Below are 25,997 nucleotides of genomic sequence, written 5' to 3'. Positions count from 1 at the left end.
TGCGGTCGATCAGATGCGTTTGGCTTGAGCTACAGCGTTGCCGATGTAGTTCGCCGGGGTGAGCAATTTCAGCTCGGCCTTGGCGGCGGCCGGCATGTCCAGGCCGTCGATGAAAGTTTGCAGCGCTTCAGGGCTGATGCCCTTGCCGCGAGTCAATTCTTTCAGCTTTTCGTACGGGTTTTCGATGTTGTAGCGACGCATCACGGTCTGGATCGGCTCGGCCAGGACTTCCCAGCACGCGTCCAGGTCGGCGGCGATTTTCTGCTCGTTGAGCTCCAGCTTGCTGATGCCCTTGAGGCTGGCTTCGTACGCGATCACGCTGTGGGCGAAGCCGACGCCGAGGTTGCGCAGGACTGTGGAGTCGGTCAGGTCGCGCTGCCAACGGGAAATCGGCAGCTTGCTCGCCAGGTGCTGGAACAGTGCGTTGGCGATGCCCAGGTTGCCTTCGGAGTTTTCGAAGTCGATCGGGTTGACCTTGTGCGGCATGGTCGACGAACCAATTTCGCCCGCGATGGTGCGCTGCTTGAAATAGCCCAGGGAGATGTAGCCCCAGATGTCGCGGTCGAAGTCGATCAGGATGGTGTTGAAGCGGGCGATTGCGTCGAACAGCTCGGCGATGTAGTCGTGCGGCTCGATCTGCGTGGTGTAGGGGTTGAAGGCCAGGCCCAGCTCGTCTTCGATGAAGGCGCGGGCGTTGGCTTCCCAGTCGATCTCGGGGTAGGCCGACAGGTGTGCGTTGTAGTTGCCGACGGCGCCGTTGATCTTGCCCAGCAGCGGAACGACAGCGACTTGAGCGATTTGACGCTCCAGGCGGTAAACCACGTTCGCCAGTTCTTTGCCCAAGGTGGTCGGCGAAGCCGGTTGACCGTGGGTGCGCGACAGCATTGGCACTTCAGCGAAGCGCAGTGCCAGTTCGCGGATGGCGTTGGCGGTCTGGCGCATCAGCGGCAGCATCACGTCATCGCGGCCTTCGCGCAGCATCAGAGCGTGGGACAGGTTGTTGATGTCCTCGCTGGTGCAGGCAAAGTGGATGAACTCGCTGACCTTGGCCAGTTCCGGCAGCTTGGCCGCTTGCTCTTTGAGCAGGTACTCAATGGCTTTTACGTCGTGGTTGGTGGTGCGCTCGATCTCTTTGACGCGCTCGGCGTGTTCCAGAGAGAAGTTTTCCGCCAGGGTGTTGAGCACCGCGTTGGCTTCGGCGGAGAACGCCGGCACTTCGCTGATGGCAGGGTGAGCGGCCAGACGCTGGAGCCAGCGCACTTCAACCAGAACGCGGGCACGGATCAGGCCGTACTCGCTGAAAATTGGGCGCAGGACCTGGGTTTTGCCGGCGTAGCGGCCGTCAACAGGGGAAACCGCAGTGAGCGAAGAGAGCTGCATGGGGTGTTCTCGGACAGTCGGGCAACGAAATGGGGCGCGTATCATACATGAAAAAATCCGCCGGTCCGTTGCCAACTGACCAGCGTATTACGCGTTACTGACTACAAAAGGGTGTCGCGGATGCGCCTCAGCTGGCGCGCATCAAGGGGTAAAGCTCTTTCAGCAATTTGCGCCGGCTGATCACCAACTGCCAGCGATGACCGCCCAACTGCCGCCACAAGCGTGCCGAGCGGATGCCGGCCAGCAGCAACGCGCGGATTTTCGAAGCGTTGCTCGGTTGCTGCAGGTTGCGCATGTCGCCGTGGACCTGGATGCGTTGGCGCAGGGTACTCAGGGTGTCCTGGTACAGCGCGCCACACGCGGCGATCACGTTTTCATGAACCGGGCCGAAGTGTTCTACCTGGGATTGAATCTGGGGCAGGCGTTTGCCGATGATGTCCAGCATGTCGCTGCGTTTGGCCAGCTGGCGCTCAAGGCCAAGCATGGCCAGCGCATAGCGCAGCGGTTCGCGCTGCAAGGCACTCGGATCGCGTTCAAGGGCGCCAATCAAGGCGCGATAGCCTTCGCGCAGATTGATATCGTCGCCGCCATAGACTTCCAGGGTGTCCTTGGGGTCGCGGATCAGCAGGCTGCCCAGCATGCAGCTCAGGCCGGCCTCATTGGTCTGGCCGGTCTTGGCGATCCTGTCGACCAGCACGGCGGCGAGAAACACGCCGCCCAGCGCCGTCAGTTGCTCCTGAGTCGGGCTCATTGGGCCTGGCCCTTGCTGGTCCAGGGTTCAGCTACTTCGATGACCCCGCCACCCAGGCAAATTTCACCGTCATAGAACACCACGGACTGGCCCGGAGTGACCGCGCGTTGCGGGTCGTCAAACGTGGCGCGGTAGCCGGTGGCGGTTTTCTCCAGGGTGCAGGGCTGGTCGCTCTGGCGATAGCGGACCTTGGCGGTCAGTCGGCGCGGCTCGCTCAGGTCGATTGGATTGACCCAATAGATGTCTGAAGCGAGCAGGGCGCGGGAGAACAGCCACGGGTGGTCATTGCCCTGGCCGACGATCAGTTCGTTATGTTCCAGGTCCTTGATCAGCACGTACCACGGCTCGTCGCTGGCGTCTTTCAAGCCGCCGATGCCCAGGCCCTGGCGCTGGCCGATGGTGTGATACATCAGGCCATGATGGCGGCCGATGACTTCACCTTCGGTGGTCTTGATCTCGCCCGGTTGTGCTGGCAGGTACTGTTTGAGGAAGTCGCTGAAGCGACGTTCGCCGATAAAGCAGATCCCGGTGGAGTCTTTTTTCTTCGCGGTCGCCAGTTCGTATTTCTCGGCAATCGCGCGTACTTCCGGTTTTTCCAGTTCGCCGACCGGGAACAGGGTTTTGGCGATTTGTTCGCCGCCGACGGCGTGCAGGAAATAGCTCTGGTCCTTGTTCGCGTCCAGGCCCTTGAGCAATTCGGTGCGACCGTCGATGTCACGGCGGCGCACGTAGTGGCCAGTGGCAATCAGGTCGGCACCCAGCATCATGGCGTAGTCGAGGAACGCCTTGAACTTGATTTCGCGGTTGCACAGGATGTCCGGGTTCGGCGTGCGACCGGCCTTGTATTCGGCCAGGAAGTGCTCGAAGACGTTGTCCCAGTACTCGGCGGCGAAGTTGGCGGTGTGCAGCTTGATGCCAATCTTGTCGCACACGGCCTGGGCATCCGCCAGGTCATCCATGGCGGTGCAGTATTCCGTTCCATCGTCTTCTTCCCAGTTCTTCATGAACAGGCCTTCCACCTCATAACCCTGCTCGATCAGCAGGAGGGCGGAAACGGAAGAGTCCACGCCGCCGGACATACCGACAATGACGCGCTTCTTTTGTGTGTCAGAAGGGGCTGGATCACGCATAGGGATTCAATGAGTGTCTTGAAAAAGGACGCGATTCTAACAGGCTGGAGCCCGCAAGGCTAAAGAGAAGGGCGGATCAATTCGAGACCGAAGTGTTTACCGTCCAGATAGTCGTCGATACAGCGGATAATCAGCTCGCTGCGCCAATTGTCACGCTGTTCGATTAATTCCTCGCGGGTCAACCACTTGGCGCCGACTATGCCGTCGTCCAGTTGATAGTCCGGATGGTGTTTGAGGGGCTTGGCGATGAAGCAGACCCGTTGGTAGGTCACGCCGTTGCTCGGTGCGGTATAGAGATAAATGCCCAGCACGCCGGTCGGCTCGACGTCCCAGCCGGTTTCCTCAAGGGTTTCGCGCACGGCGGCCTCGGTCAGGGTTTCGTTCGGGTCGAGGTGGCCGGCCGGTTGATTGAGTACCACGCGCCCGTGCTTGAGTTCTTCGACCATCAGGAAGCGGCCATTGTCTTCGACGATGGTGGCGACGGTGATATGGGGTTTCCAGTCCATGAGCTGTCCTCGATGTTGAAATACTGTCCCGCAGGGTTTTGTGTTTCTACAAAAGCCACAAACACAAACCCCGGCACGGGGCCGGGGCTTGTGATGTTCCCTTACAACCTTACACCAATGCAGCAATCGCCGCGTTGAGCGTGGCGCTTGGGCGCATGGCCTTGCTGATCAGTTCGGCATTGGCGTGGTAGTAACCGCCGATGTCCACTGGCTTGCCCTGAACGGCGTTGAGCTCGGCAACGATGGTCGCTTCGTTCTCGGTCAGGGTCTTGGCCAGGGTCGCGAACTGCGCTTGCAGGGCCGTGTCTTCGGTCTGGGCAGCCAGGGCTTGAGCCCAGTACAGCGCCAGGTAGAAGTGGCTGCCGCGGTTGTCGATGTTGCCGACTTTGCGCGATGGCGACTTGTTGTTGTCCAGGAACTGGCCGGTGGCCTGGTCCAGGGTCTTGGCCAGAACCAGCGCCTTGGGATTGTTGTAGGTCACGCCCAGGTGTTCCAGGGACGCGGCCAGGGCCAGGAATTCACCCAGCGAGTCCCAGCGCAGGAAGTTTTCTTCCAGCAGCTGTTGAACGTGCTTCGGTGCCGAACCGCCAGCGCCGGTTTCGAACAGGCCACCGCCGTTCATCAGCGGCACGATCGACAGCATCTTGGCGCTGGTACCCAGTTCCATGATCGGGAACAGGTCGGTCAGGTAGTCACGCAGAACGTTGCCGGTCACCGAGATGGTGTCCTTGCCTTCGCGGGTGCGCTGCAGGGTGTACTTCATCGCGTCAACTGGCGCCATGATCTGGATGTCCAGGCCGGCGGTGTCGTGATCCTTCAGGTAAGCCTGAACTTTCTCGATCACTACGCCGTCGTGGGCGCGCATCGGGTCCAGCCAGAAGATGGCTGGAGTGGCGCTTGCGCGAGCACGGTTGACCGCCAGTTTGACCCAGTCCTGGATCGGCGCGTCTTTGGTCTGGCACATGCGGAAGATGTCGCCGGCTTCAACCGACTGTTCCAGCAGCAGGGTGCCGTGGGTGTCGGTCACACGGACAACACCGTTGGTCTTGATCTGGAAAGTCTTGTCGTGGGAGCCGTACTCTTCGGCTTTTTTCGCCATCAGGCCAACGTTCGGCACGCTGCCCATGGTGGTTGGGTCGAAAGCGCCGTTTGCCTTGCAGTCTTCGATCACTGCCTGGTAGATGGTGGCGTAGCAGCGATCCGGGATCACGGCCTTGGTGTCGTGCAGTTGACCGTCGGTGCCCCACATCTTGCCGGAGTCACGGATCATCGCTGGCATCGAGGCGTCGACGATGACGTCGCTCGGCACGTGCAGGTTGGTGATGCCTTTGTCGGAGTTGACCATGGCCAGCGATGGGCGCATGGCGTAGACCGCCTGGATGTCGGCTTCGATGGCGGCTTGCTGCTCGGCCGGCAGGGCCTTGATGCGAGCGTACAGGTCGCCGATGCCGTTGTTCAGGTTGAAGCCGATCTGCGCCAGCACGTCAGCGTGCTTGGCCAGCGCGTCTTTATAGAACTCGGCAACGATCTGGCCGAACATGATCGGGTCGGAGACCTTCATCATGGTGGCTTTCAGGTGAACCGACAGCAGTACGCCCTTGGCTTTGGCGTCTTCGATTTCGGCGGCAATGAAGTTGCGCAGGGCGTTTTTGCTCATGACTGCGCAATCGAGGATCTCACCGGCTTGCACGGTGGTTTTTTCTTTCAGGACGGTGGTGGTGCCGTCTTGAGCGATCAATTCGATTTTCACAGCGCCAGCGGCGTCGATCAGGGCAGCCTTTTCGCTGCCGTAGAAATCGCCGGTGTTCATGTGCGCGACGTGCGACTTGGAGTCAGCTGCCCAGGCGCCCATTTTGTGCGGGTGCTTGCGGGCATAGTTCTTGACCGACAGCGGGGCGCGACGATCGGAATTGCCTTCGCGCAGAACCGGGTTCACGGCGCTGCCCTTGACCTTGTCGTAACGGGCCTTGGCTTCTTTGTCGGCTTCAGTGGTCACGGTTTCCGGGTAGTCCGGCAGTGCGTAGCCCTGGGCCTGCAGCTCTTTGATCGCGGCTTGCAGTTGCGGAACCGAGGCGCTGATGTTCGGCAGCTTGATGATGTTGGCTTCAGGCGTAACGGCCAGGGCACCCAGTTCGGCGAGGTGGTCGGCTACGGCTTTGTCGCCCAATTGCTCGGGGAAGCTGGCCAGGATGCGCCCTGCAAGAGAGATATCGCGGGTTTCAACGGCGATATCAGCCGAGGCGGTGAAGGCCTCTACGATAGGCAACAGTGAATAGGTGGCGAGGGCGGGAGCTTCGTCGGTGAAGGTATAGATGATCTTCGAGCGGGTGGGCATATTCGGATTAACTCTCTCTTCTTTGCTAAAGCGTGCGCAGAAACTCGAGGGCGCCGGGTAAGCGCGTTCGTTCAAAGTCATCCATGAGCCGAATATCGAGGTTTCGTTGCTGTGATGTTGGGTGCATCAGTAGAGCGTCAAGCAAGCGGGCTGCGGTAACAGGCCGGCTTATGCGGCGGAAAGGCTCATCGTGGAGCAGTTCAGTCGTCGTGACCCTTTGGTCAGCGGGCGGCATTATACATAGGTAGCTGGCAATCTGCCGATGGTTCATACACAACGATTGTCGTCCATTGGTCTAAAGGTCGCAGGGGCGCGTCGGGCGTAGAGTCATTCGTCGTGCTGTAGTTTGGCGCTTTTCCCTTTGCTTTCAGGCTTGTAGGTCGCCAGTTGTGCAGCTTTGCGGCACGTGGAAGGAACATAGGGTTTGCGCGCAGATTTAACTGGGTTACGCTCGAACGAAGCCAGATGTTCAATCCAATCAATGGAGTTCAGCATGGGTTACAAGAAGATTCAGGTTCCAGCCGTCGGCGACAAAATCACCGTCAATGCAGACCATTCTCTCAATGTTCCTAATAACCCGATCATTCCCTTCATCGAAGGCGACGGCATTGGGGTTGATATCAGCCCGGTCATGATCAAGGTTGTCGATGCTGCTGTGAAGAAGGCTTACGGCGGCGAGCGCAAGATTTCCTGGATGGAAGTGTACGCCGGGGAAAAAGCGACTCAGGTTTACGATCAGGACACCTGGCTGCCTCAGGAAACCCTGGACGCAGTCAAGGATTACGTGGTTTCCATCAAGGGCCCGCTGACCACTCCGGTGGGTGGCGGCATTCGCTCGCTGAACGTGGCGCTGCGCCAGCAACTCGATCTCTATGTCTGCCTGCGCCCGGTGCGCTGGTTCGAAGGCGTGCCGAGCCCGGTCAAGAAGCCAGGCGACGTCGACATGACGATCTTCCGCGAGAACTCCGAAGACATTTATGCCGGTATCGAGTGGAAGGCCGGTTCGCCTGAAGCCACCAAGGTCATCAAATTCCTCAAAGAGGAAATGGGCGTTACCAAGATCCGTTTCGACGAAAACTGCGGTATCGGCGTCAAGCCGGTTTCCCTGCAGGGCACCAAGCGTCTGGCGCGCAAGGCGCTGCAATATGTGGTCGACAACGACCGCGATTCGCTGACCATCGTGCACAAAGGCAACATCATGAAGTTCACCGAAGGTGCCTTCAAGGAATGGGCCTACGAAGTGGCGGCTGAAGAGTTCGGCGCGACCCTGCTCGACGGCGGTCCGTGGATGCAGTTCAAGAATCCGAAAACCGGCAAGAACGTCATCGTCAAGGATGCCATCGCCGACGCCATGCTTCAGCAGATCCTGTTGCGCCCGGCCGAATACGATGTCATCGCGACCCTGAACCTGAACGGCGACTATCTCTCCGACGCCCTGGCGGCGGAAGTAGGGGGTATCGGTATCGCGCCAGGTGCCAACCTGTCCGACACCGTGGCCATGTTCGAAGCCACCCACGGTACTGCACCGAAGTACGCCGGCAAGGACCAGGTCAACCCGGGTTCGCTGATTCTGTCCGCGGAAATGATGCTACGCCACATGGGCTGGACCGAGGCGGCCGACCTGATCATCAAGGGTACCAACGGCGCGATTTCGGCCAAGACCGTGACCTATGACTTCGAGCGTTTGATGGACGGCGCCACGCTGCTTTCGTCTTCGGCGTTCGGCGATGCCCTGATCTCGCATATGTAAGCGAATACTGGCAACAAAAAAACACCCGACTCAAGCGATTGAGTCGGGTGTTTTCATTTGACCGGGGCGTATGTGGTTCAGGCAGTGACGGTTTGTTGTCCGGAAGGTGTTGCGACTGCGCTGGTGTCCTGTGGCAAGCCAATGTTGACGGCGTGCAGGCCTTTAGGGCCCTGGATGATCTCGAAGACGACAGCCTGGCCGGCTTTCAGGGTTTTATAACCATCCATCTGGATGGCCGAGTAGTGAGCGAACAGGTCTTCGCTCTTGCCATCCTCATTGATAAATCCGTAACCCTTGGCGTTATTGAACCATTTCACCTTGCCACTGACCTTGACGCCTGACATATCCATATCCCTCTGCAACAGACTCCATCACTGGAGTATCATCCAGTTCATCCGCAGTCACTTCTTCGAAAAAAGTTGACTCCGCGGACCTTTTTTACCCACTGTGGGCTCTATTGGTTGTAACACCGTTTTGCTGATAGTCAAGCTGACCAGGCAGTCGGAGTTGAAATCGTCCATGGTCGCCCCCACCACTGTATTTGCACAACTGACGAACCTTTCTTTCCATGCATGCAATCAGCCAGATTCGACTAACATTCAATCAGGATCGCCCGACTCTCCAGAAAGATCGCCCGGAGGAGCATGACGACGATTCCGCAGGCATTGCTGTTCAGGAGGCCAAGCCTGCGCTACAGGCGCCGCCGATGTACAAGGTGGTTTTGTTCAATGATGACTACACACCGATGGATTTCGTCGTCGAAGTGCTCGAGGTGTTTTTTAACCTGAATCGCGAGCTGGCGACCAAGGTCATGCTGGCCGTCCATACAGAAGGGCGGGCAGTATGTGGAGTGTTTACCCGCGACATCGCCGAGACCAAGGCCATGCAGGTCAACCAGTACGCCAGGGAAAGCCAGCATCCGCTACTCTGTGAAATCGAGAAGGACGGTTAATCGCCGGACACTTGGGTATGAGGTGAAGCTATGTTAAACCGCGAGCTCGAAGTCACCCTCAATCTTGCCTTCAAGGAGGCCCGTTCGAAGCGTCATGAATTCATGACCGTCGAGCATCTCCTGTTGGCCCTATTGGACAATGAGGCTGCCGCCACCGTTTTGCGTGCCTGCGGCGCAAACCTCGACAAACTCAAGCACGACCTGCAGGAGTTCATCGACTCCACCACGCCGTTGATCCCCGTGCATGACGAGGATCGTGAAACCCAGCCAACCCTGGGCTTCCAGCGTGTACTGCAGCGTGCTGTGTTTCACGTACAGAGCTCGGGCAAACGCGAAGTGACTGGCGCCAACGTGCTGGTCGCGATCTTCAGTGAGCAAGAGAGTCAGGCAGTGTTCCTGCTGAAACAGCAGAGCGTTGCCCGTATCGATGTCGTCAACTACATCGCCCATGGCATTTCCAAGGTGCCAGGGCACGGCGATCACTCTGAGGGCGAGCAAGATATGCAGGACGACGAGGGCGGTGAGTCTTCTTCTTCAGGCAACCCACTGGACGCTTATGCCAGTAACCTTAACGAACTCGCGCGCCAGGGTCGTATCGATCCGTTGGTCGGTCGTGAGCTGGAAGTCGAGCGCGTTGCGCAGATCCTGGCGCGTCGTCGCAAAAACAATCCGCTGCTGGTAGGTGAGGCAGGCGTGGGTAAAACCGCGATTGCCGAAGGCCTGGCCAAGCGCATCGTCGACAACCAGGTGCCGGACCTGCTGGCCAATAGCGTGGTTTACTCCCTTGATCTGGGCGCCTTGCTGGCCGGGACCAAATACCGCGGCGATTTCGAGAAGCGCTTCAAGGCGCTGCTCAATGAACTGAAAAAACGTCCGCAGGCGATCCTGTTCATTGATGAAATCCACACCATCATCGGTGCGGGCGCAGCGTCCGGCGGCGTCATGGATGCCTCGAACCTGCTCAAGCCGTTGCTGTCTTCCGGTGATATCCGTTGCATCGGTTCGACCACCTTCCAGGAGTTTCGCGGCATCTTCGAGAAAGACCGTGCCCTGGCTCGGCGCTTCCAGAAAGTCGATGTGTCAGAACCTTCGGTGGAAGACACCATCGGTATCCTTCGCGGCCTGAAAGGGCGTTTCGAGACCCATCACAACATCGAATACAGCGATGAAGCCCTGCGTGCCGCTGCCGAACTGGCGTCGCGCTACATCAATGACCGGCACATGCCGGACAAGGCCATCGACGTCATCGATGAAGCGGGTGCCTACCAGCGCCTGCAGCCGATCGACAAGCGCGTAAAACGCATCGAGGTAGCTCAGGTCGAGGACATCGTCGCGAAAATCGCGCGGATTCCACCAAAACACGTCACCAGTTCCGACAAGGAACTGCTGCGCAACCTGGAGCGTGACCTGAAGCTGACGGTGTTTGGCCAGGATGCCGCGATCGACTCCCTGGCGACCGCGATCAAACTGTCCCGTGCCGGCCTCAAGTCGCCTGACAAGCCTGTCGGTTCGTTCCTGTTCGCCGGTCCTACCGGTGTCGGTAAAACCGAGGCGGCACGTCAGCTTGCCAAGGCCCTGGGTGTCGAGCTGGTTCGTTTCGACATGTCCGAGTACATGGAGCGTCACACCGTCTCGCGTTTGATCGGTGCGCCTCCGGGCTACGTCGGGTTCGATCAGGGCGGTCTGCTGACCGAAGCCATTACCAAGCAGCCACACTGCGTGCTGTTGCTCGATGAAATCGAGAAGGCGCATCCGGAAGTCTTCAACCTGCTGCTGCAGGTGATGGATCACGGTACGTTGACCGATAACAACGGGCGCAAGGCGGATTTCCGTAACGTGATCGTCATCATGACGACCAACGCCGGTGCCGAAACCGCAGCGCGTGCTTCGATCGGTTTCACCTATCAGGATCACTCTTCCGACGCGATGGAGGTGATCAAGAAAAGCTTCACGCCGGAATTCCGTAACCGCCTGGACACCATCATCCAGTTTGGTCGCCTCAGTCACGAGGTTATCAAGAGCGTGGTGGACAAGTTCCTTATCGAGCTTCAGGCGCAGTTGGAGGACAAGCGTGTGCTGTTGGAAGTCACCGATGCTGCCCGCAGCTGGCTGGCGGCCGGTGGTTACGACGTAGCGATGGGTGCTCGACCCATGGCTCGCCTGATCCAGGACAAGATCAAGCGTCCACTGGCGGAGGAGATTCTCTTTGGCGAACTGGCCGAACATGGCGGTGTGGTGCACATCGACATCAAGGACGGCGAGCTGACCTTCGAGTTCGAGACGACGGCCGAAATGGCCTGACGTTAAACCGTTACAGAGCAAATAGGCGCCGATTGGCGCCTATTTGCTATCCGGCATCTGGTGATGAAGGTGGAGTCTCCATCGAAATCCCACACAAACAAAAACGCCCGGCAGTGCCGGGCGTTTTGTGTTGACTTGATCAGCGAGCGGACCCTGTCTCTGTAGGAGCGAGCTTGCTCGCGATGGTCGTCAACGATGATGCGGGGAGTCTGGCTAGACGCGTAACCCTCAGGTTTATCGCGAGCAAGCTAGCTCCTACCTTAGCGAGCGCGGTAAGTGATGCGCCCTTTGCTCAAGTCATAGGGCGTCAGCTCGACGCGCACTTTGTCACCGGTAAGAATACGAATGTAGTTCTTGCGCATCTTGCCGGAAATATGCGCGGTTACGACGTGCCCATTTTCCAACTCCACACGAAACATGGTGTTGGGCAGGGTGTCGACGACAGTGCCTTCCATTTCGAAGCTGTCTTCTTTCGACATGCAGTAAAGCCCTCGGTGTCCAATGAATGGCCCGGTGCAACTGCGCCAGGCAAAAGCGGCGTGCATTGTGCCCGAAAAGTGGGGTTCAAGCCAAGGGGTTTAGGCCGTGCTCTAGTTCAGAACAACCCAGCGCTGATTAATCAGCAGTTCAATGGGTCGATATTGCGTCTTGTAACTCATTTTTTTGCAGTTTTTGATCCAGTAACCGAGATAGACCGCGTCCAGCCCCAGGCGCCGGGCTTCGGCAATTTGCCAGAGAATCGCGTAACGCCCCAGGCTGCGTCGCTCTTCGCCAGGCTCGTAGAAGGTGTAGACCGCCGACAGACCGTTGGGCAAAAGGTCGGTGACGGCGATGGCCAGCAGCCGTCCATCGAGGCGGAATTCGTAGAAGCGTGAAAACGGCAGATCGCGTACCAGAAACGTCGAAAACTGATCGCGACTCGGTGGGTACATGTCGCCATCGGCATGACGCTGTTCGATATAGCGTTGGTAAAGGTCGAAATACTCTTCGCTGAAGCCTGGCTTGGCCGGGCGTACCTGCAAGTCGGCATTGCGTTTGAAAATGCGTTTCTGCTGACGGTTAGGCGTGAATTGCCCTACAGGGATGCGTGCAGGTACGCACGCATTGCAGTTTTGGCAATGCGGCCGATAGAGGTGGTCGCCACTGCGACGAAAACCCATTTCCGACAGGTCCGCATAGACATGCACATCCATGGGCTGGCTAGGATCGAGGAACAGGGTTGTCGCCTGCTCTTCGGGCAGATAACTGCAAGAGTGGGGCTGAGTGGCATAGAACTTCAAACGCGCCAACTCGGTCATGATCAACCCTCGGGATAAGCTTTTGAATAAGTGTAAGCCACGCGCGCAAAAGTCGCTCAGCAAACCCAGGTTGCGCGGCTGGGCTGGTCCAGATACTGCGCCAGATAGCCGGCAAACGCGCGACGGGGAATCGCTCGGGCGCCCAGACTGTGCAGGTGATCGGTCGGCATCTGGCAATCGATCAGCACGAACCCCGAGTCTTTCAGATGTCGCACCAGGGTGGCAAAGCCATATTTGGAGGCGTTGTCCGCGCGGCTGAACATGGATTCGCCGAAAAACAATTGCCCCATTGCCAGGCCATACAACCCGCCAACCAGTTCGCCCTGATCCCAGACCTCCACCGAATGGGCGTAGCCGCGTTTGTGCAGCTCCAGATAGGCGTCCTGCATGGTTTGCGTGATCCAGGTGCCGTCAGCGTATTCCCGCGGCGCGGCGCAGGCGCGGATGACTGCGGCAAAATCCTGATCGAATGTCACTTGGTAGCGTTGTTGGCGCAGCAATTTGTTCAGGCTGCGCGAGACGTGCAGTTCGTCGGGAAACAACACAGTGCGGGGGTCCGGCGACCACCAGAGAATCGGCTGGCCTTCCGAGAACCAGGGAAAGCAGCCGTGACGGTAGGCCCGGATCAGCCGATCGGCGGACAGATCGCCCCCGGCGGCCAACAGGCCGTTGGGGTCGCGCATGGCTTTTTCCAGCGGCGGGAAAGTCAATGTGTTGCGTTGTAACCAAGTCAGCATGGCGTTCGGGCTTGCAGAGAGGGGAGGGCGGTGGCGGATTGTCGGTCCGCCACTCAGTGTGCCGTCAAACGACGGGAATGTCGTCCAGGTATTTTTCCGCATCCAGCGCCGCCATGCAGCCCGCTCCGGCCGAAGTGACGGCCTGGCGATAGACATGGTCGGCCACATCACCGGCAGCGAATACGCCAGGGATGGCCGTCGCCGTGGCGTCGCCTTCGTTGCCGCCCTTGACCAATAGGTAGCCGTCCCGCATTTCCAGCTGGCCGACGAACAGGTCGGTGTTGGGCTTGTGGCCAATGGCGATGAACACGCCGGCCAGGGGTAATTCCTGTGTGGCCCCGGTATGGCTATCGCGCAGGCGCGCGCCGGTGACGCCGCTGGCATCGCCCAGCACTTCATCCAGATGCTGGTTCCAGTGCAGGCGGATATTGCCATTGGCGGCTTTTTCGAAGAGCTTGTCTTGCAGGATTTTCTCCGAGCGCAACTTGTCGCGACGATGAATCAAATGGACTTCCTTGGCGATGTTCGACAAGTACAGCGCTTCTTCAACCGCGGTATTACCGCCACCGATCACGGCGACGACCTGATTGCGATAGAAAAAGCCGTCACAGGTCGCGCAGGCTGAAACGCCTTTGCCGGCAAACGTCTCTTCCGAGGGCAGCCCCAAGTATTGCGCGGATGCCCCGGTGGCGATAATCAGCGCATCGCAGGTGTAGGTTCCGCTGTCTCCCGTAAGTTCAAACGGGCGCTGTTGCAACTTGGCCGTGTGGATGTGGTCGTAAACGATCTCTGTGTCAAAGCGTTCGGCGTGTTTTTGCATGCGCTCCATCAGGGCGGGGCCGGTAAGGCCTTCGACATCGCCGGGCCAGTTATCGACTTCGACGGTGGTGGTGAGCTGGCCACCTGCCTGTATGCCGGTAATGACAACGGGTTTGAGGTTGGCGCGGGCGGCATACACGGCTGCGCTGTAACCGGCGGGGCCGGAACCCAGAATGATCAGGCGGTGATGCTTCGCTTCGCTCATAAAAACACCTCATAAGCCTTTGTCACAAAAGAGAATGCGTGCTCAAATTGAGTCGCACGTCATGTGCTTTTGACTATGCTACAAGCTAAGGTTTCAAGCATGGCATCGGACGAACAAACCCGTACAATGCCTGGCTGTAACAGTGTTTGTAACAAAATAAGCATTGCGCTTCGTGTTTATAAAAACCAAGGCGCAGTGTTAAAAGTAGTCCCTGTTACGTCCGTTAACTTTTTTACCTGCCTGGATTGGGCAGTTTTTTTGGCAGTTTCCATAGTCATTCAACAGATGGACGCGCCGCAGGCGCAGGAAAAGAAGCGTTTTGAAGAAATCCACCGCAGCACCTAAACCAGCCGTCGTTCCGCTCTGGCGCCAGCATCTGCACTACCGACTCAAGGAAGGTGCATTGATCGCCATTGGTGCCTTGTGCCTGTTCCTGATGATGGCCTTGTTGACCTATGGCAAGGACGATCCGGGCTGGAGCCATAACAGCAAGATCGATGACGTACAGAACTTTGGAGGGCCGGCGGGTTCCTACAGCGCCGATATCCTGTTCATGGTGCTCGGCTACTTCGCCTACATCTTCCCGTTGCTGCTGGCGATCAAGACGTACCAGATATTCCGTCAACGCCATGAGCCATGGCAGTGGAGCGGCTGGCTGTTTTCCTGGCGCCTGATCGGCCTGGTGTTTCTGGTACTGTCCGGCGCTGCATTGGCGCACATCCATTTCCATGCCGCGACCGGTCTGCCGGCCGGGGCGGGCGGCGCACTGGGGGAAAGCCTCGGCGATCTGGCAAAGAACGCCCTGAACATCCAGGGCAGTACGCTGCTGTTCATTGCGCTGTTCCTGTTCGGCCTGACGGTGTTTACCGACCTGTCCTGGTTCAAGGTGATGGACCTCACCGGCAAGATCACCCTCGACCTTTTCGAGCTGTTCCAGGGCGCGGCCAATCGCTGGTGGGCAGCGCGTACCGAACGCAAGCAACTGGTCGCGCAGTTGCGAGAAGTCGACGATCGGGTGCATGACGTGGTCGCGCCGACCGTTACCGACAAGCGCGAACAGGCCAAGGTCAAGGAGCGTCTGATCGAGCGTGAGCAGGCGCTGAGCAAGCACATGTCCGAGCGCGAGAAGCAGGTGCCGCCGGTGATCGCGCCGGCCCCGGTCAAGGCCCCCGAGCCAAGCAAGCGCGTACAGAAAGAGAAACAGGCGCCGCTGTTCGTCGACAGTGCCGTGGAAGGCACCTTGCCGCCGATCTCGATTCTCGACCCTGCGGAAAAGAAACAGCTCAACTATTCACCGGAGTCCCTGGCGGCGGTCGGTCACTTGCTGGAAATCAAACTCAAGGAGTTCGGCGTCGAAGTCACCGTGGACTCGATCCATCCGGGGCCGGTGATCACCCGCTACGAAATCCAGCCGGCGGCCGGGGTCAAGGTCAGTCGTATCGCCAACCTGGCCAAAGACCTCGCGCGCTCCCTGGCCGTGACCAGTGTGCGGGTCGTGGAAGTGATTCCCGGCAAGACCACGGTCGGTATCGAGATCCCCAACGAAGACCGGCAGATCGTGCGTTTCTCCGAAGTACTCTCGACGCCCGAATACGACAATTTCAAATCGCCGGTCACCCTGGCCCTGGGTCATGACATCGGCGGCAAGCCGGTGATCACCGATCTGGCGAAAATGCCGCACCTGCTGGTGGCCGGTACCACCGGTTCCGGTAAGTCGGTGGGTGTGAACGCGATGATCCTGTCGATCCTGTTCAAGTCCGGCCCGGAAGACGCCAAACTGATCATGATCGACCCGAAAATGCTGGAACTGTCGATCTACGAGGGCATTCCGCACCTGCTGTGCCCGGTGGTGACCGACATGAAGGACGCCGCCAACGCCCTGCGCTGGAGCGTTGCCGAGATGGAGCGGCGTTACAAGCTGATGGCGAAGATGGGGGTACGGAACCTGTCGGGCTTCAACGCCAAGGTCAAGGAAGCCCAGGACGCCGGCGAACCGTTGAGCGACCCGCTGTACAAGCGCGAAAGCATCCACGACGAAGCGCCATTGCTGCAAAAACTGCCAACCATCGTCGTGGTCGTCGACGAATTCGCCGACATGATGATGATCGTCGGCAAGAAGGTTGAAGAACTGATTGCCCGTATCGCCCAGAAGGCGCGTGCCGCCGGCATTCACTTGATTCTCGCGACCCAGCGTCCGTCGGTGGACGTGATCACCGGCCTGATCAAGGCCAACATCCCGACCCGCATGGCGTTCCAGGTATCGAGCAAGATCGACTCCCGGACCATCATCGACCAAGGCGGCGCCGAACAACTGCTGGGCCACGGTGACATGCTGTACATGCCGCCGGGCACCAGTCTGCCGATTCGTGTCCACGGCGCGTTCGTTTCCGATGACGAGGTTCACCGGGTGGTCGAAGCCTGGAAACTGCGCGGTGCGCCGGAGTACAACGACGACATTCTCAACGGTGTCGAAGAGGCCGGCAGTGGCTTTGAAGGCAGCAGCGGGGGCGGTGACGGTGACGATCCGGAAGCCGACGCGCTGTACGACGAGGCGGTGCAGTTCGTTCTGGAAAGCCGTCGCGCGTCCATTTCCGCGGTTCAGCGCAAGCTGAAAATCGGCTACAACCGCGCTGCGCGCATGATCGAAGCCATGGAAATGGCCGGGGTCGTGACGTCCATGAACACCAACGGTTCGCGTGAAGTCCTGGCCCCTGGCCCGGTGCGCGACTGACCTGATTTTGAAGGGCGGCGTCTTCAGGCGCCGCCTGCACTCCCACGAATGTTATGAGGACTTCCATGCGTCTTATCCGCATGCTGCTGCCGGTACTGGCCTTGACCACGCTCTCGGCCCACGCCGATGAAAAGGACGTGGCGCGCCTGACTCAACTGCTGGAAAAATCCCAGACCCTGACCGCGCGTTTCTCCCAGCTGACCCTTGATGGCACGGGCACCCAATTGCAGGAAACCGCCGGTGAGATGTCCCTGCAACGCCCGGGATTGTTCTACTGGCACACCAATGCGCCAGCCGAGCAGACCATGGTCTCCGACGGCAAGAAAGTGACCCTGTGGGACCCCGATCTGGAACAGGCCACCATCAAGAATCTCGACCAGCGCCTGACCCAGACTCCGGCCTTGCTGCTGTCCGGTGACGTGTCCAAGATCAGCCAGAGCTTCGACATCAGCGCCAAGGAAGCCGGCGGCGTGATCGACTTCACCTTGAAGCCGAAAACCAAGGACACCTTGTTCGACAGCCTGCGCCTGTCGTTCCGCAATGGCCTGGTCAACGACATGCAACTGATTGACAGTGTCGGTCAGCGCACCAATATCCTGTTCACCGGCGTGAAGGCCAACGAGCCGATCCCGGCCTCGAAATTCAAGTTCGACATCCCCAAGGGTGCGGACGTGATCCAGGAATAAGACGCAACACCCTTGTAGGAGCGAGCCTGCTCGCGATGGGCGTTAACGATAACGCTGGCGGCCTGACACCCAGCGGTGCCCGTAAGTCCATCGCGAGCGGGCTCGCTCCTACAATGGGGACGGTGTCCAATTGAGGTTTCAGAGGTAGTGATGGACCTGTTTCGCAGTGCCCCGATTGCCCAACCATTGGCCGCCCGCTTGCGTGCGACCAATCTGGACGAGTACGTCGGTCAGGAACACGTGCTCGCTCGCGGCAAGCCATTGCGCGAAGCGCTGGAGCAGGGTGCCCTGCATTCGATGATCTTCTGGGGGCCGCCGGGCGTGGGCAAGACCACCCTGGCGCGCCTGCTCGCGGAAGTCTCGGACGCGCATTTCGAAACGGTGTCGGCGGTGTTGGCCGGGGTCAAGGAAATCCGCCAGGCCGTGGAAATCGCCAAGCAACAGGCCGGGCAATACGGCAAGCGCACCATCCTTTTCGTCGACGAAGTGCATCGCTTCAACAAGTCGCAGCAGGACGCGTTCCTGCCATACGTTGAAGACGGCACGCTGATTTTCATCGGCGCGACCACGGAAAACCCTTCGTTCGAACTCAATAACGCCTTGCTCTCCCGCGCCCGCGTCTACGTGCTCAAGAGCCTCGACGAAGCGGCGCTGCGCAAACTGGTACAGCGTGCGCTGACCGAAGAGCGTGGCTTGGGCAAGCGCCAGCTGACCCTGAGCGATGAAGGCTTCCAGATGCTGTTGTCGGCCGCCGATGGCGATGGCCGGCGCCTGCTCAATTTGCTGGAAAACGCCTCGGATCTCGCCGAAGACAACAGCGAAATGGGTGTAGATCTGCTGCAAAGCCTGCTGGGCGATACCCGTCGTCGTTTCGACAAGGGTGGCGAAGCGTTCTACGACCAGATTTCCGCGCTGCATAAATCGGTACGCGGCTCCAACCCCGATGGCGCGCTGTACTGGTTTGCGCGGATGATCGACGGCGGTTGCGATCCGTTGTACCTGGCCCGGCGCGTGGTGCGCATGGCCAGCGAAGACATCGGCAATGCCGACCCGCGCGCGCTGAGCCTGTGCCTGGCGGCGTGGGAGGTGCAGGAGCGCCTCGGCAGTCCCGAAGGCGAATTGGCGGTGGCCCAGGCCATCACCTACCTGGCCTGCGCGCCTAAAAGCAACGCGGTGTACATGGGTTTCAAGGCCGCGATGCGCAGCGCCACCGAGCACGGCTCCCTGGAAGTGCCGCTGCACCTGCGCAATGCCCCGACCAAACTGATGAAACAGCTGGGCTATGGCGACGAATACCGTTATGCCCACGACGAGCCGGATGCCTATGCCGCCGGCGAAGACTACTTTCCGGAAGAGCTCGAACCTCAACCCTTCTATCAGCCCGTACCACGCGGCCTGGAATTGAAGATTGGCGAGAAGCTCAATCACCTGGCGCAACTTGACCGTTTAAGCCCCCGGCAGCGGAGAAAATAGTGGTTCCCTTGATCATCGCGGTTTCCGTCGGCGGGATGGCCGGCACGCTGTTGCGCTTCGCCACCGGTAACTGGGTCAATGCTAATTGGCCGCGGCACTTCTATACCGCGACGCTGGCCGTTAATATCGTGGGCTGTTTGCTGATCGGCTTTCTATACGGTCTGTTTTTGATTCGCCCGGAGGTGCCGTTCGAGGTACGCGCCGGGTTGATCGTCGGCTTCCTCGGAGGGCTGACGACTTTTTCATCCTTTTCACTGGATACGGTGCGCCTGCTTGAAAGCGGGCAGGTGCCGCTGGCACTGGGCTATGCTGCCATCAGCGTATTCGGCGGGCTGCTCGCCACCTGGGCTGGCCTGTCCTTGACCAAACTTTGATAACGAGAGACCGACATGCTCGATTCCAAACTGTTACGTAGCAACCTTCAGGACGTAGCGGACCGCCTGGCATCCCGCGGCTTTGCCCTGGATGTCGCGCGCATCGAAGCGCTGGAAGAACAGCGCAAGACCGTCCAGACCCGCACCGAAGCCCTGCAGGCTGAACGTAATGCGCGCTCCAAATCCATCGGTCAGGCCAAGCAGCGCGGCGAAGACATCGCGCCGTTGATGGCGGACGTCGAGCGCATGGCCGGCGAGTTGAGTGCCGGCAAGGTCGAACTGGACGCGATCCAGACCGAGCTGGACTCGATCCTGCTCGGTATTCCAAACCTGCCACACGAGTCCGTACCGGTCGGCAAAGACGAAGAAGACAACGTCGAAGTGCGCCGCTGGGGTACTCCGACCGCGTTCGATTTCCCGGTTCAGGACCACGTTGCCCTGGGCGAGAAATTCGGCTGGCTGGACTTCGAAACCGCCGCCAAGCTCTCCGGCGCACGTTTTTCCCTGTTGCGCGGGCCGATTGCCCGTCTGCACCGCGCCCTGGCGCAGTTCATGATCAACCTGCACGTCACCGAGCACGGCTACGAAGAGGCTTACACGCCTTATCTGGTCCAGGCCCCGGCGCTGCAAGGCACCGGCCAGTTGCCCAAGTTCGAAGAAGACCTGTTCAAGATCGCCCGTGAAGGCGAGGCTGATCTGTACCTGATCCCGACCGCCGAAGTGTCCCTGACCAATATCGTGGCCGGTGAAATCGTCGATTCGAAACAGCTGCCAATCAAGTTCGTTGCCCACACCCCATGCTTCCGCAGCGAAGCCGGTGCGTCGGGTCGCGACACCCGCGGCATGATCCGCCAGCACCAGTTCGACAAGGTCGAGATGGTGCAGATCGTCGAGCCTTCGACCTCGATGGAAGCGCTGGAAGGCCTGACCGCCAACGCCGAGAAAGTCCTGCAACTGCTGGAACTGCCTTATCGCACCATTGCACTGTGCACCGGTGACATGGGCTTCGGCGCGATCAAGACCTACGATCTGGAAGTGTGGATCCCGAGCCAGGACAAGTACCGTGAAATCTCGTCGTGCTCCAACTGCGGCGACTTCCAGGCCCGTCGCATGCAGGCACGTTTCCGCAACCCGGAAACCGGCAAGCCGGAACTGGTCCACACCCTGAACGGCTCCGGCCTGGCGGTCGGTCGTACCCTGGTGGCAGTGCTGGAGAACTACCAGCAGGCCGACGGTTCGATCCGTGTGCCTGAAGTGCTGAAGCCGTACATGGGTGGCCTCGAGGTCATCGGCTGAATGAACTATCTGCCGCTGTTCCATAACCTTCGCGGCAGTCGTGTGTTGGTCGTCGGCGGGGGGGAAATTGCCTTGCGCAAATCCCGCCTGCTGGCCGATGCCGGTGCGCTACTGCGGGTGGTCGCACCTGAAATCGAAACTCAATTGAGCGAACTGGTCACCCTCAGTGGTGGCGAGTGCGTGCTGCGCGGTTACGTCGAGGCGGACCTGGACGGTTGCGGGCTGATCATTGCCGCCACCGATGACGAATCGCTGAACGCGCAAGTCTCCGCCGATGCCCATAGGCGTTGCGTGCCGGTCAATGTGGTGGACGCGCCGGCCCTGTGCAGCGTGATCTTCCCGGCCATCGTCGACCGCTCACCCCTGGTGATTGCCGTGTCCAGCGGCGGCGATGCGCCGGTCCTGGCACGCTTGATCCGCGCCAAGATTGAAACCTGGATTCCCTCCACCTACGGTCAACTGGCCGGTCTGGCGGCACGCTTCCGTAATCAGGTCAAAGGCCTGTTCCCGGATGTGCAACAGCGCCGGGCATTCTGGGAGGACGTGTTCCAGGGACCGATTGCCGACCGGCAACTGGCCGGGCAGGGCGCCGAAGCCGAGCGTTTGCTGCAAGTGAAAATTGACGGTGAAGCGCCCGTGGCGACCGGCGAGGTGTATCTGGTAGGCGCCGGCCCCGGTGATCCCGACTTGCTGACCTTCCGTGCCCTGCGCCTGATGCAGCAAGCCGATGTGGTGCTGTATGACCGCTTGGTGGCACCGGCGATTCTCGAGCTGTGTCGGCGCGATGCCGAGCGGGTTTATGTCGGCAAGCGTCGCGCCGATCACGCCGTGCCGCAGGATCAGATCAACCAGCAACTGGTGGACCTGGCCAGGCAAGGCAAGCGTGTGGTGCGGTTGAAGGGCGGTGATCCGTTCATCTTCGGCCGCGGCGGTGAAGAGATTGAAGAACTGGCGGCCCAAGGCATTCCGTTCCAGGTCGTGCCGGGTATCACGGCGGCCAGCGGTTGCGCGGCGTACGCCGGGATCCCGCTGACTCACCGTGATTACGCGCAGTCAGTGCGGTTTGTCACCGGCCATCTCAAGGACGGTTCCACCGATCTGCCATGGGCCGATCTGGTTGCCCCGGCGCAGACCCTGGTGTTTTACATGGGCCTGGTGGGCCTGCCGATCATCTGCGAACAGCTGATCAAGCATGGTCGCGACGCCAATACCCCGGCGGCGTTGATCCAGCAGGGCACCACGGTCAACCAGCGAGTGTTTACCGGCACCCTGGCCGATCTGCCACGGCTGGTGGCGGAGCATGAAGTGCATGCGCCGACATTGGTGATCGTGGGTGAGGTGGTGCAACTGCGCGAGAAACTGGCGTGGTTCGAAGGGGCTCAGGCGCAGGTCTGAAAAACGGGTTGCCCCGATCGCGAGCAGGCTCGCTCCCACAGGGGATTTGTGAACGACACAAATCAAATGTGGGAGCGAGCCTGCTCGCGATTACGTCCTTAAAACACCGCAAGATTCAGATCAGACTCCGGCCCTGCGCCAAACCCCTTTGCCGTTCAACCGAGCCCGATCATGGGCTGCGCTGAAGTCCTGTTTCGGGCCTTTGGGTACGATGCCGGTCGGGTTGATGGTCCTGTGGCTACCGTAGTAGTGATGCTTGATGTGGGTGAAGTCCACCGTCTCGGCAATGCCCGGCCACTGATAAATCTCCCGCAGCCAGTTCGACAGGTTCGGATAATCGGCAATCCGCCGCAGATTGCACTTGAAGTGCCCGTAATACACCGCGTCGAATCGAATCAATGTGGTGAACAGGCGGATATCCGCTTCGGTCAGGTATTCCCCCGTCAGGTAGCGGTTGGCACCCAGCAATTGCTCCAGTCGATCCAGTTCTGCGAACAATTCATCGAACGCTTCTTCATAAGCCTGCTGCGACGTGGCAAACCCGGCACGGTACACGCCATTGTTCACCGCCGGATAAATCCGCTCGTTCAGCGCATCGATCTCGTTGCGTAGCGGCGCCGGGTAGAAGTCCAAGTCATTGCCGGTCAGCGCGTCGAACGCGCCATTGAACATGCGGATGATTTCCGCCGATTCATTGTTGACGATGCGCTGCTGTTGCTTGTCCCACAGCACCGGCACGGTGACACGCCCGGTGTAGTCGGCGGTATCGGCGGTGTAGCGCTGGTGCATGAAGTCGAAGTGATCAAGCTTGTCGCCGGTTGAGCCATGGGACTTGTCGAAGGTCCAGCCGTTTTCCAGCATCAGATAGCTGACCACCGACACGTCGATCAGATTTTCGAGGCCCTTGAGTTTGCGCAGGATCAGCGTGCGATGGGCCCACGGACAGGCCAGGGAAACATAAAGGTGATAACGACCGGCCTCGGCCGCAAAGCCGCCGACGCCGGTCGGTCCCGGCTTGCCGTCGTCCGTCACCCAGTGACGGCGCTGCGCCTGTTCTCGCTGAAACGCGCCGTCCTTGCTGCTTTCGTACCACTTGTCCTGCCAGCGACCTTCGACTAACAAACCCATGCTCAGACTCCTAAACCCATAATCGTTGGAGTGGAGTCTATTCCCATGAGTTCGAACAAAAAGCGCAAAGGTTGGGCGGTTATGATCGATTAAATCGATTTGTCCCGAGCATCCCAGTACCGCTGTGCGGTTTCGAACGCCTGTTCGCGGCTCTGTCCGAGGCCGCGTAATGCCAGGGCCATGGTGGAAATCAGGGCCATCTGCGGATAACTGTCGACCACATCCCCGCGCCAGACGGCTTTCAGGTGTTCGGGGTCGAGGCTGGCCGGTTTGACGTGGCGCTGGCTCGACAGCTGCGGCCATTCCTCGTCCCAGCTCTCGCCACCCGTGGTGCCATACAGGTGACTGTCGGCATCGGGATTGATCTCGATCTCGCCGCCATCGCCCTTGACCACAATCGCGGTGTCACCGAGCAAGCCGCTGGCATCGCGGTGCACCGCCTGATAGCCAGGGTGGAAAATGCTTTGCAGGCCGCAGCGCGCACCCAACGGGTTGAGAATGCGCGTCAGGGAGTGGATCGGCGAGCGCAGGCCCAGGGTGTTGCGCAGGTCGATCATGCGTTGCAGTTGCGGCGCCCAGTCCACCAACGGCATGAAGGCCAGGCCGCCGTTGTCCAGTGCCTCGCGGACCTGCTGCCAGTTGCGGCACAGCGGGATCTGCAGTAAATCCAGCAATTGTTCGCTGTACAGTCGGCCCGCCGTATGGGCGCCAGCGCCGTGCATGAAGATGCGTACGCCGTTTTGCGCCAGGCACTTGGCCGCCAGCAGATACCACGGCAAATGACGCTTCTTGCCGGCATAGGTCGGCCAGTCCAGATCCACCGCCAGAGAGGGCGACTTCAAGCGCTCACGCAAGGCTTCGGTGAACCCGGCCATTTCCTCGGCGCTTTCTTCCTTGTGCCGTAGCAGCATCAGGAACGCGCCGAGCTGGGTGTCCTCGACCTTGTCGTCAAGCACCATGCCCATGGCTTCACGGGCTTCCTCGCGGGTCAGGTCACGGGCACCGCGTTTGCCTTTGCCGAGAATCCGCACGAACTGGGCGAACGGGTGTTCGGCGGGCGTTTCGAGGGTCAGCGCTGGATAGTCGATCATACGCAATTCGTCGGTTTGGGCAGGCCCGCCAGTTTCGCGGCGAGTTTGGCAGGGGTGCCTTTGAACAATCGGTTCAGGTGCAGGCTGTTGCCCTTGGTCGGACCGAGTTTCAAAGCGGTGTATTTGATCAGCGGACGGGTGGCCGGCGACAACTGGAATTCGGCGTAGAAACTGCGCAGCAGCTCAAGGATTTCCCAGTGTTCAGGGGTCAGTTCGATGTCTTCGGCTGCCGCCAGGGCGGTGGCAACTTCAGTCGACCAATCACTGAGTTCGAGCAGAAAACCGTCCTTGTCCAGCGCGATGGTACGTGTGCCGACTGTCAGGGAATTCATAGCCAACTGTTGACCTTGTCGTGGTGGATCGACAGCTCGACGAAGGCCGAGTAATCAATGGCCGTGGCCCAGTCTGGAACGGCGATGGCCCGCGCTTGGGCATCTTCGGCCAACACGTAGAGGGTCAGGCCGCGAGCGTTCAGCGCCGCGCAAGGCGCAGTGCCCGGCTGCAAGGCATAGGCCGCGTCGCCGGACAGCAGCAGCGCGTCGTTGGCGCCGATCACGCGCAGGCAACTGTTCAGGCGCGAGTCGCCGAAGGGGGAATGAGACAACACATGCAAAGTCGACATCAGAGGGTAATCACCTGATCGTAACGGTCAATGAGCGCCGTGATTTCGTTGGCAGTCAGCACCCGGGCTTCTTCCAGCGACAGGGCACTGGTGTCCAGGCCACGTTCGGCGGCGCTGTCGGCACAGAAAAACAGCTCCTCGACACCGAACATCGGCAGGGCCTGAAGGTTGGCGCTCAGGTCTTTCTGTTGCAGGGATTTGGCGTTCTGTCGTGCGGCGAGCTGCAATACGCCGTCATCGAGAAACAGCAGGCCAATGGGCAGATCGAAGGCACCGCCGGCCAGCACGATGTCCAGCGCTTCGCGAGCGCCCGGCCCGGACCAGGGCGATTGGCGACTGATGATCAGCAGGGATTTGGCCATTTCAAGCACCTCCGAAACAGATCAGGCGGTCGGCATCTTGAACCGCATCATGCAGCTGACCGAGGCCGGACAATTCCCACGGCGCGCCGACGGCGACGGCTTCACGTTGATAGCGGCTGGCTTCTTCTTCGTTCAACACACCGCGGCGCAGGGCGGCGGCGATGCACACCACGCCATCGAGTTGGTGCTCGGAAACAAAGGCGCGCCATTGCTTGGGCAGGTCCTGCTCGTCCTGGGGCGTGACCACGCTGCTGGAGGCGTTGTACACGCCGTCCTGGTAGAAAAACAGCCGGACAATTTCATGCCCGCCGGTCAGCGCGGCCTGGGCGAACAGCAGGGCACGGCGCGAGGAGGGCGCATGGGCGGCGGAAAACAGCGCGATGGCGAACTTCATGATGGACTCGATCAGCAAAACTGCGGCCATGATAAAGCTTTATCGGTGGGCCGGCGAAGGGCGTTTTTGCGGGGACCGGGTTGCCGCCAATCGCTGGCAAGCCAGCTCCCACAGGTAATGCGTCGATCACATAATCGTCGTTCGCCGCAGATCTACTAATGAAATGGCTATCCCCTCACACCCTGTGATCGCTCTCTAAGCTTTCACAGGGTGTCTTTCGGAGGCCATTGCCATGAACAACGTAACTATTGTCGCCATCGATCTGGGAAAACATACCTTTC

At 59.8% G+C, this 25,997-nt stretch carries 26 protein-coding genes; 10 read left to right on the top strand and 16 right to left on the bottom strand.

Features of this window, described 5'->3' with window-relative positions; translation table 11 throughout:
• Positions 1-9 precede the first annotated feature (9 nt).
• From purB to F7R06_RS29525, 5 genes are all read right to left on the bottom strand, one after another.
• The gene (gene purB / locus F7R06_RS29545) at positions 10-1,380 is read right to left on the bottom strand and encodes an adenylosuccinate lyase (protein ID WP_090323499.1); all 1,371 of its coding nucleotides are present in this window, start codon (positions 1,378-1,380) and stop codon (positions 10-12) included.
• 127 nt (positions 1,381-1,507) lie between these two features.
• Positions 1,508-2,131 (bottom strand): high frequency lysogenization protein HflD, encoded by a 624-nt coding sequence (hflD, locus tag F7R06_RS29540; protein WP_090323498.1) that lies wholly within the window; start codon positions 2,129-2,131, stop codon positions 1,508-1,510.
• Complete coding sequence (gene mnmA, locus F7R06_RS29535) at positions 2,128-3,261, bottom strand: tRNA 2-thiouridine(34) synthase MnmA (RefSeq protein WP_090323496.1); 1,134 nt, start codon at positions 3,259-3,261, stop codon at positions 2,128-2,130. The genes hflD and mnmA overlap by 4 nt, the downstream gene beginning before the upstream one ends.
• Before the next feature lie 59 nt (positions 3,262-3,320).
• Positions 3,321-3,767, bottom strand: coding sequence for an NUDIX hydrolase (locus tag F7R06_RS29530; protein ID WP_090323494.1), 447 nt, complete (start codon positions 3,765-3,767; stop codon positions 3,321-3,323).
• Between the two features lie 109 nt (positions 3,768-3,876).
• Positions 3,877-6,102: an NADP-dependent isocitrate dehydrogenase gene (locus F7R06_RS29525; RefSeq protein ID WP_090323492.1), complete on the bottom strand. Its 2,226-nt coding sequence runs from the start codon at positions 6,100-6,102 to the stop codon at positions 3,877-3,879.
• Positions 6,103-6,595: 493 nt separating this feature from the next.
• Here F7R06_RS29525 and icd point away from each other — a divergent pair, with 493 nt between their 5' ends.
• Positions 6,596-7,852 carry an NADP-dependent isocitrate dehydrogenase gene (gene icd / locus F7R06_RS29520; protein WP_090323489.1) on the top strand — a complete coding sequence of 419 codons (1,257 nt, stop codon included), beginning with the start codon at positions 6,596-6,598 and terminating at the stop codon, positions 7,850-7,852.
• Between the two features lie 77 nt (positions 7,853-7,929).
• Here icd and cspD read toward each other — a convergent pair whose 3' ends face one another.
• On the bottom strand, positions 7,930-8,196 hold the full coding sequence (gene cspD, locus F7R06_RS29515; RefSeq protein WP_139204802.1) for a cold shock domain-containing protein CspD: 267 nt from the start codon (positions 8,194-8,196) through the stop codon (positions 7,930-7,932).
• Positions 8,197-8,420: 224 nt separating this feature from the next.
• Between cspD and clpS the strand changes: the two genes are divergently transcribed.
• Both clpS and clpA read left to right on the top strand, forming a co-directional pair.
• Positions 8,421-8,804: an ATP-dependent Clp protease adapter ClpS gene (clpS, locus tag F7R06_RS29510; RefSeq protein ID WP_020799529.1), complete on the top strand. Its 384-nt coding sequence runs from the start codon at positions 8,421-8,423 to the stop codon at positions 8,802-8,804.
• Between the two features lie 30 nt (positions 8,805-8,834).
• On the top strand, positions 8,835-11,105 hold the full coding sequence (clpA, locus tag F7R06_RS29505; protein WP_090323486.1) for an ATP-dependent Clp protease ATP-binding subunit ClpA: 2,271 nt from the start codon (positions 8,835-8,837) through the stop codon (positions 11,103-11,105).
• Positions 11,106-11,365: 260 nt separating this feature from the next.
• Here the strand turns inward: clpA and infA are convergent, their stop codons facing one another.
• The 4 genes from infA to trxB all read right to left on the bottom strand — a co-directional run bounded on the left by infA (position 11,366) and on the right by trxB (position 14,164).
• Positions 11,366-11,584, bottom strand: coding sequence for a translation initiation factor IF-1 (infA, locus tag F7R06_RS29500; RefSeq protein WP_002553999.1), 219 nt, complete (start codon positions 11,582-11,584; stop codon positions 11,366-11,368).
• A 111-nt stretch (positions 11,585-11,695) separates the two neighbouring features.
• Complete coding sequence (locus F7R06_RS29495) at positions 11,696-12,403, bottom strand: arginyltransferase (protein ID WP_090323484.1); 708 nt, start codon at positions 12,401-12,403, stop codon at positions 11,696-11,698.
• A gap of 56 nt (positions 12,404-12,459) precedes the next feature.
• Complete coding sequence (gene aat / locus F7R06_RS29490) at positions 12,460-13,140, bottom strand: leucyl/phenylalanyl-tRNA--protein transferase (RefSeq protein WP_090323483.1); 681 nt, start codon at positions 13,138-13,140, stop codon at positions 12,460-12,462.
• Between the two features lie 64 nt (positions 13,141-13,204).
• Positions 13,205-14,164 (bottom strand): thioredoxin-disulfide reductase, encoded by a 960-nt coding sequence (gene trxB / locus F7R06_RS29485; protein ID WP_090323481.1) that lies wholly within the window; start codon positions 14,162-14,164, stop codon positions 13,205-13,207.
• Positions 14,165-14,263: 99 nt separating this feature from the next.
• Between trxB and F7R06_RS29480 the strand changes: the two genes are divergently transcribed.
• The 7 genes from F7R06_RS29480 (at position 14,264) to cysG (ending at position 22,119) form a co-directional block, all read left to right on the top strand.
• The gene (locus tag F7R06_RS29480) at positions 14,264-14,509 is read left to right on the top strand and encodes a hypothetical protein (RefSeq protein ID WP_139204801.1); all 246 of its coding nucleotides are present in this window, start codon (positions 14,264-14,266) and stop codon (positions 14,507-14,509) included.
• Positions 14,484-16,895, top strand: a complete 2,412-nt coding sequence (locus F7R06_RS29475; RefSeq protein WP_090323480.1) for a DNA translocase FtsK — start codon at positions 14,484-14,486, stop codon at positions 16,893-16,895. Before F7R06_RS29480 ends, F7R06_RS29475 begins: the two co-directional genes overlap by 26 nt.
• Positions 16,896-16,960: 65 nt before the next feature.
• Positions 16,961-17,581 carry an outer membrane lipoprotein periplasmic chaperone LolA gene (gene lolA, locus F7R06_RS29470; protein ID WP_047527704.1) on the top strand — a complete coding sequence of 207 codons (621 nt, stop codon included), beginning with the start codon at positions 16,961-16,963 and terminating at the stop codon, positions 17,579-17,581.
• Between the two features lie 150 nt (positions 17,582-17,731).
• Entirely contained in the window at positions 17,732-19,054 is a 1,323-nt protein-coding gene (locus tag F7R06_RS29465) for a replication-associated recombination protein A (protein WP_090323478.1), read from the top strand.
• Positions 19,054-19,428: a fluoride efflux transporter CrcB gene (gene crcB, locus F7R06_RS29460; protein ID WP_090323477.1), complete on the top strand. Its 375-nt coding sequence runs from the start codon at positions 19,054-19,056 to the stop codon at positions 19,426-19,428. The genes F7R06_RS29465 and crcB overlap by 1 nt, the downstream gene beginning before the upstream one ends.
• Positions 19,429-19,443: 15 nt before the next feature.
• Complete coding sequence (serS, locus tag F7R06_RS29455) at positions 19,444-20,724, top strand: serine--tRNA ligase (protein WP_090323474.1); 1,281 nt, start codon at positions 19,444-19,446, stop codon at positions 20,722-20,724.
• Positions 20,725-22,119 (top strand): siroheme synthase CysG, encoded by a 1,395-nt coding sequence (gene cysG / locus F7R06_RS29450; RefSeq protein ID WP_090323472.1) that lies wholly within the window; start codon positions 20,725-20,727, stop codon positions 22,117-22,119.
• 120 nt (positions 22,120-22,239) lie between these two features.
• Here the strand turns inward: cysG and F7R06_RS29445 are convergent, their stop codons facing one another.
• The 6 genes from F7R06_RS29445 to tusD form a co-directional block, all read right to left on the bottom strand.
• Positions 22,240-23,247, bottom strand: coding sequence for a glutathione S-transferase family protein (locus F7R06_RS29445; protein ID WP_090323470.1), 1,008 nt, complete (start codon positions 23,245-23,247; stop codon positions 22,240-22,242).
• A gap of 89 nt (positions 23,248-23,336) precedes the next feature.
• Positions 23,337-24,338, bottom strand: coding sequence for a glycosyl transferase family protein (locus F7R06_RS29440; protein ID WP_090323468.1), 1,002 nt, complete (start codon positions 24,336-24,338; stop codon positions 23,337-23,339).
• Positions 24,335-24,670, bottom strand: a complete 336-nt coding sequence (locus tag F7R06_RS29435) for a TusE/DsrC/DsvC family sulfur relay protein (protein WP_090323467.1) — start codon at positions 24,668-24,670, stop codon at positions 24,335-24,337. Before F7R06_RS29435 ends, F7R06_RS29440 begins: the two co-directional genes overlap by 4 nt.
• Positions 24,667-24,960: a sulfurtransferase complex subunit TusB gene (tusB, locus tag F7R06_RS29430; protein WP_090323465.1), complete on the bottom strand. Its 294-nt coding sequence runs from the start codon at positions 24,958-24,960 to the stop codon at positions 24,667-24,669. The genes F7R06_RS29435 and tusB overlap by 4 nt, the downstream gene beginning before the upstream one ends.
• Entirely contained in the window at positions 24,960-25,322 is a 363-nt protein-coding gene (tusC, locus tag F7R06_RS29425; RefSeq protein ID WP_090323464.1) for a sulfurtransferase complex subunit TusC, read from the bottom strand. The genes tusB and tusC overlap by 1 nt, the downstream gene beginning before the upstream one ends.
• 1 nt (position 25,323) lies before the next feature.
• Entirely contained in the window at positions 25,324-25,716 is a 393-nt protein-coding gene (gene tusD / locus F7R06_RS29420; RefSeq protein ID WP_090327434.1) for a sulfurtransferase complex subunit TusD, read from the bottom strand.
• Positions 25,717-25,997: the final 281 nt, after the last annotated feature.

The sequence above is a fragment of the Pseudomonas moorei genome (assembly GCF_008801475.1).
In the GTDB taxonomy this organism is placed as follows: Bacteria; Pseudomonadota; Gammaproteobacteria; order Pseudomonadales; family Pseudomonadaceae; genus Aquipseudomonas; species Aquipseudomonas moorei.
The sequence above is the reverse complement of the archived record's forward strand: the minus strand, read 5'-3'. Positions and strand labels throughout refer to the sequence as shown.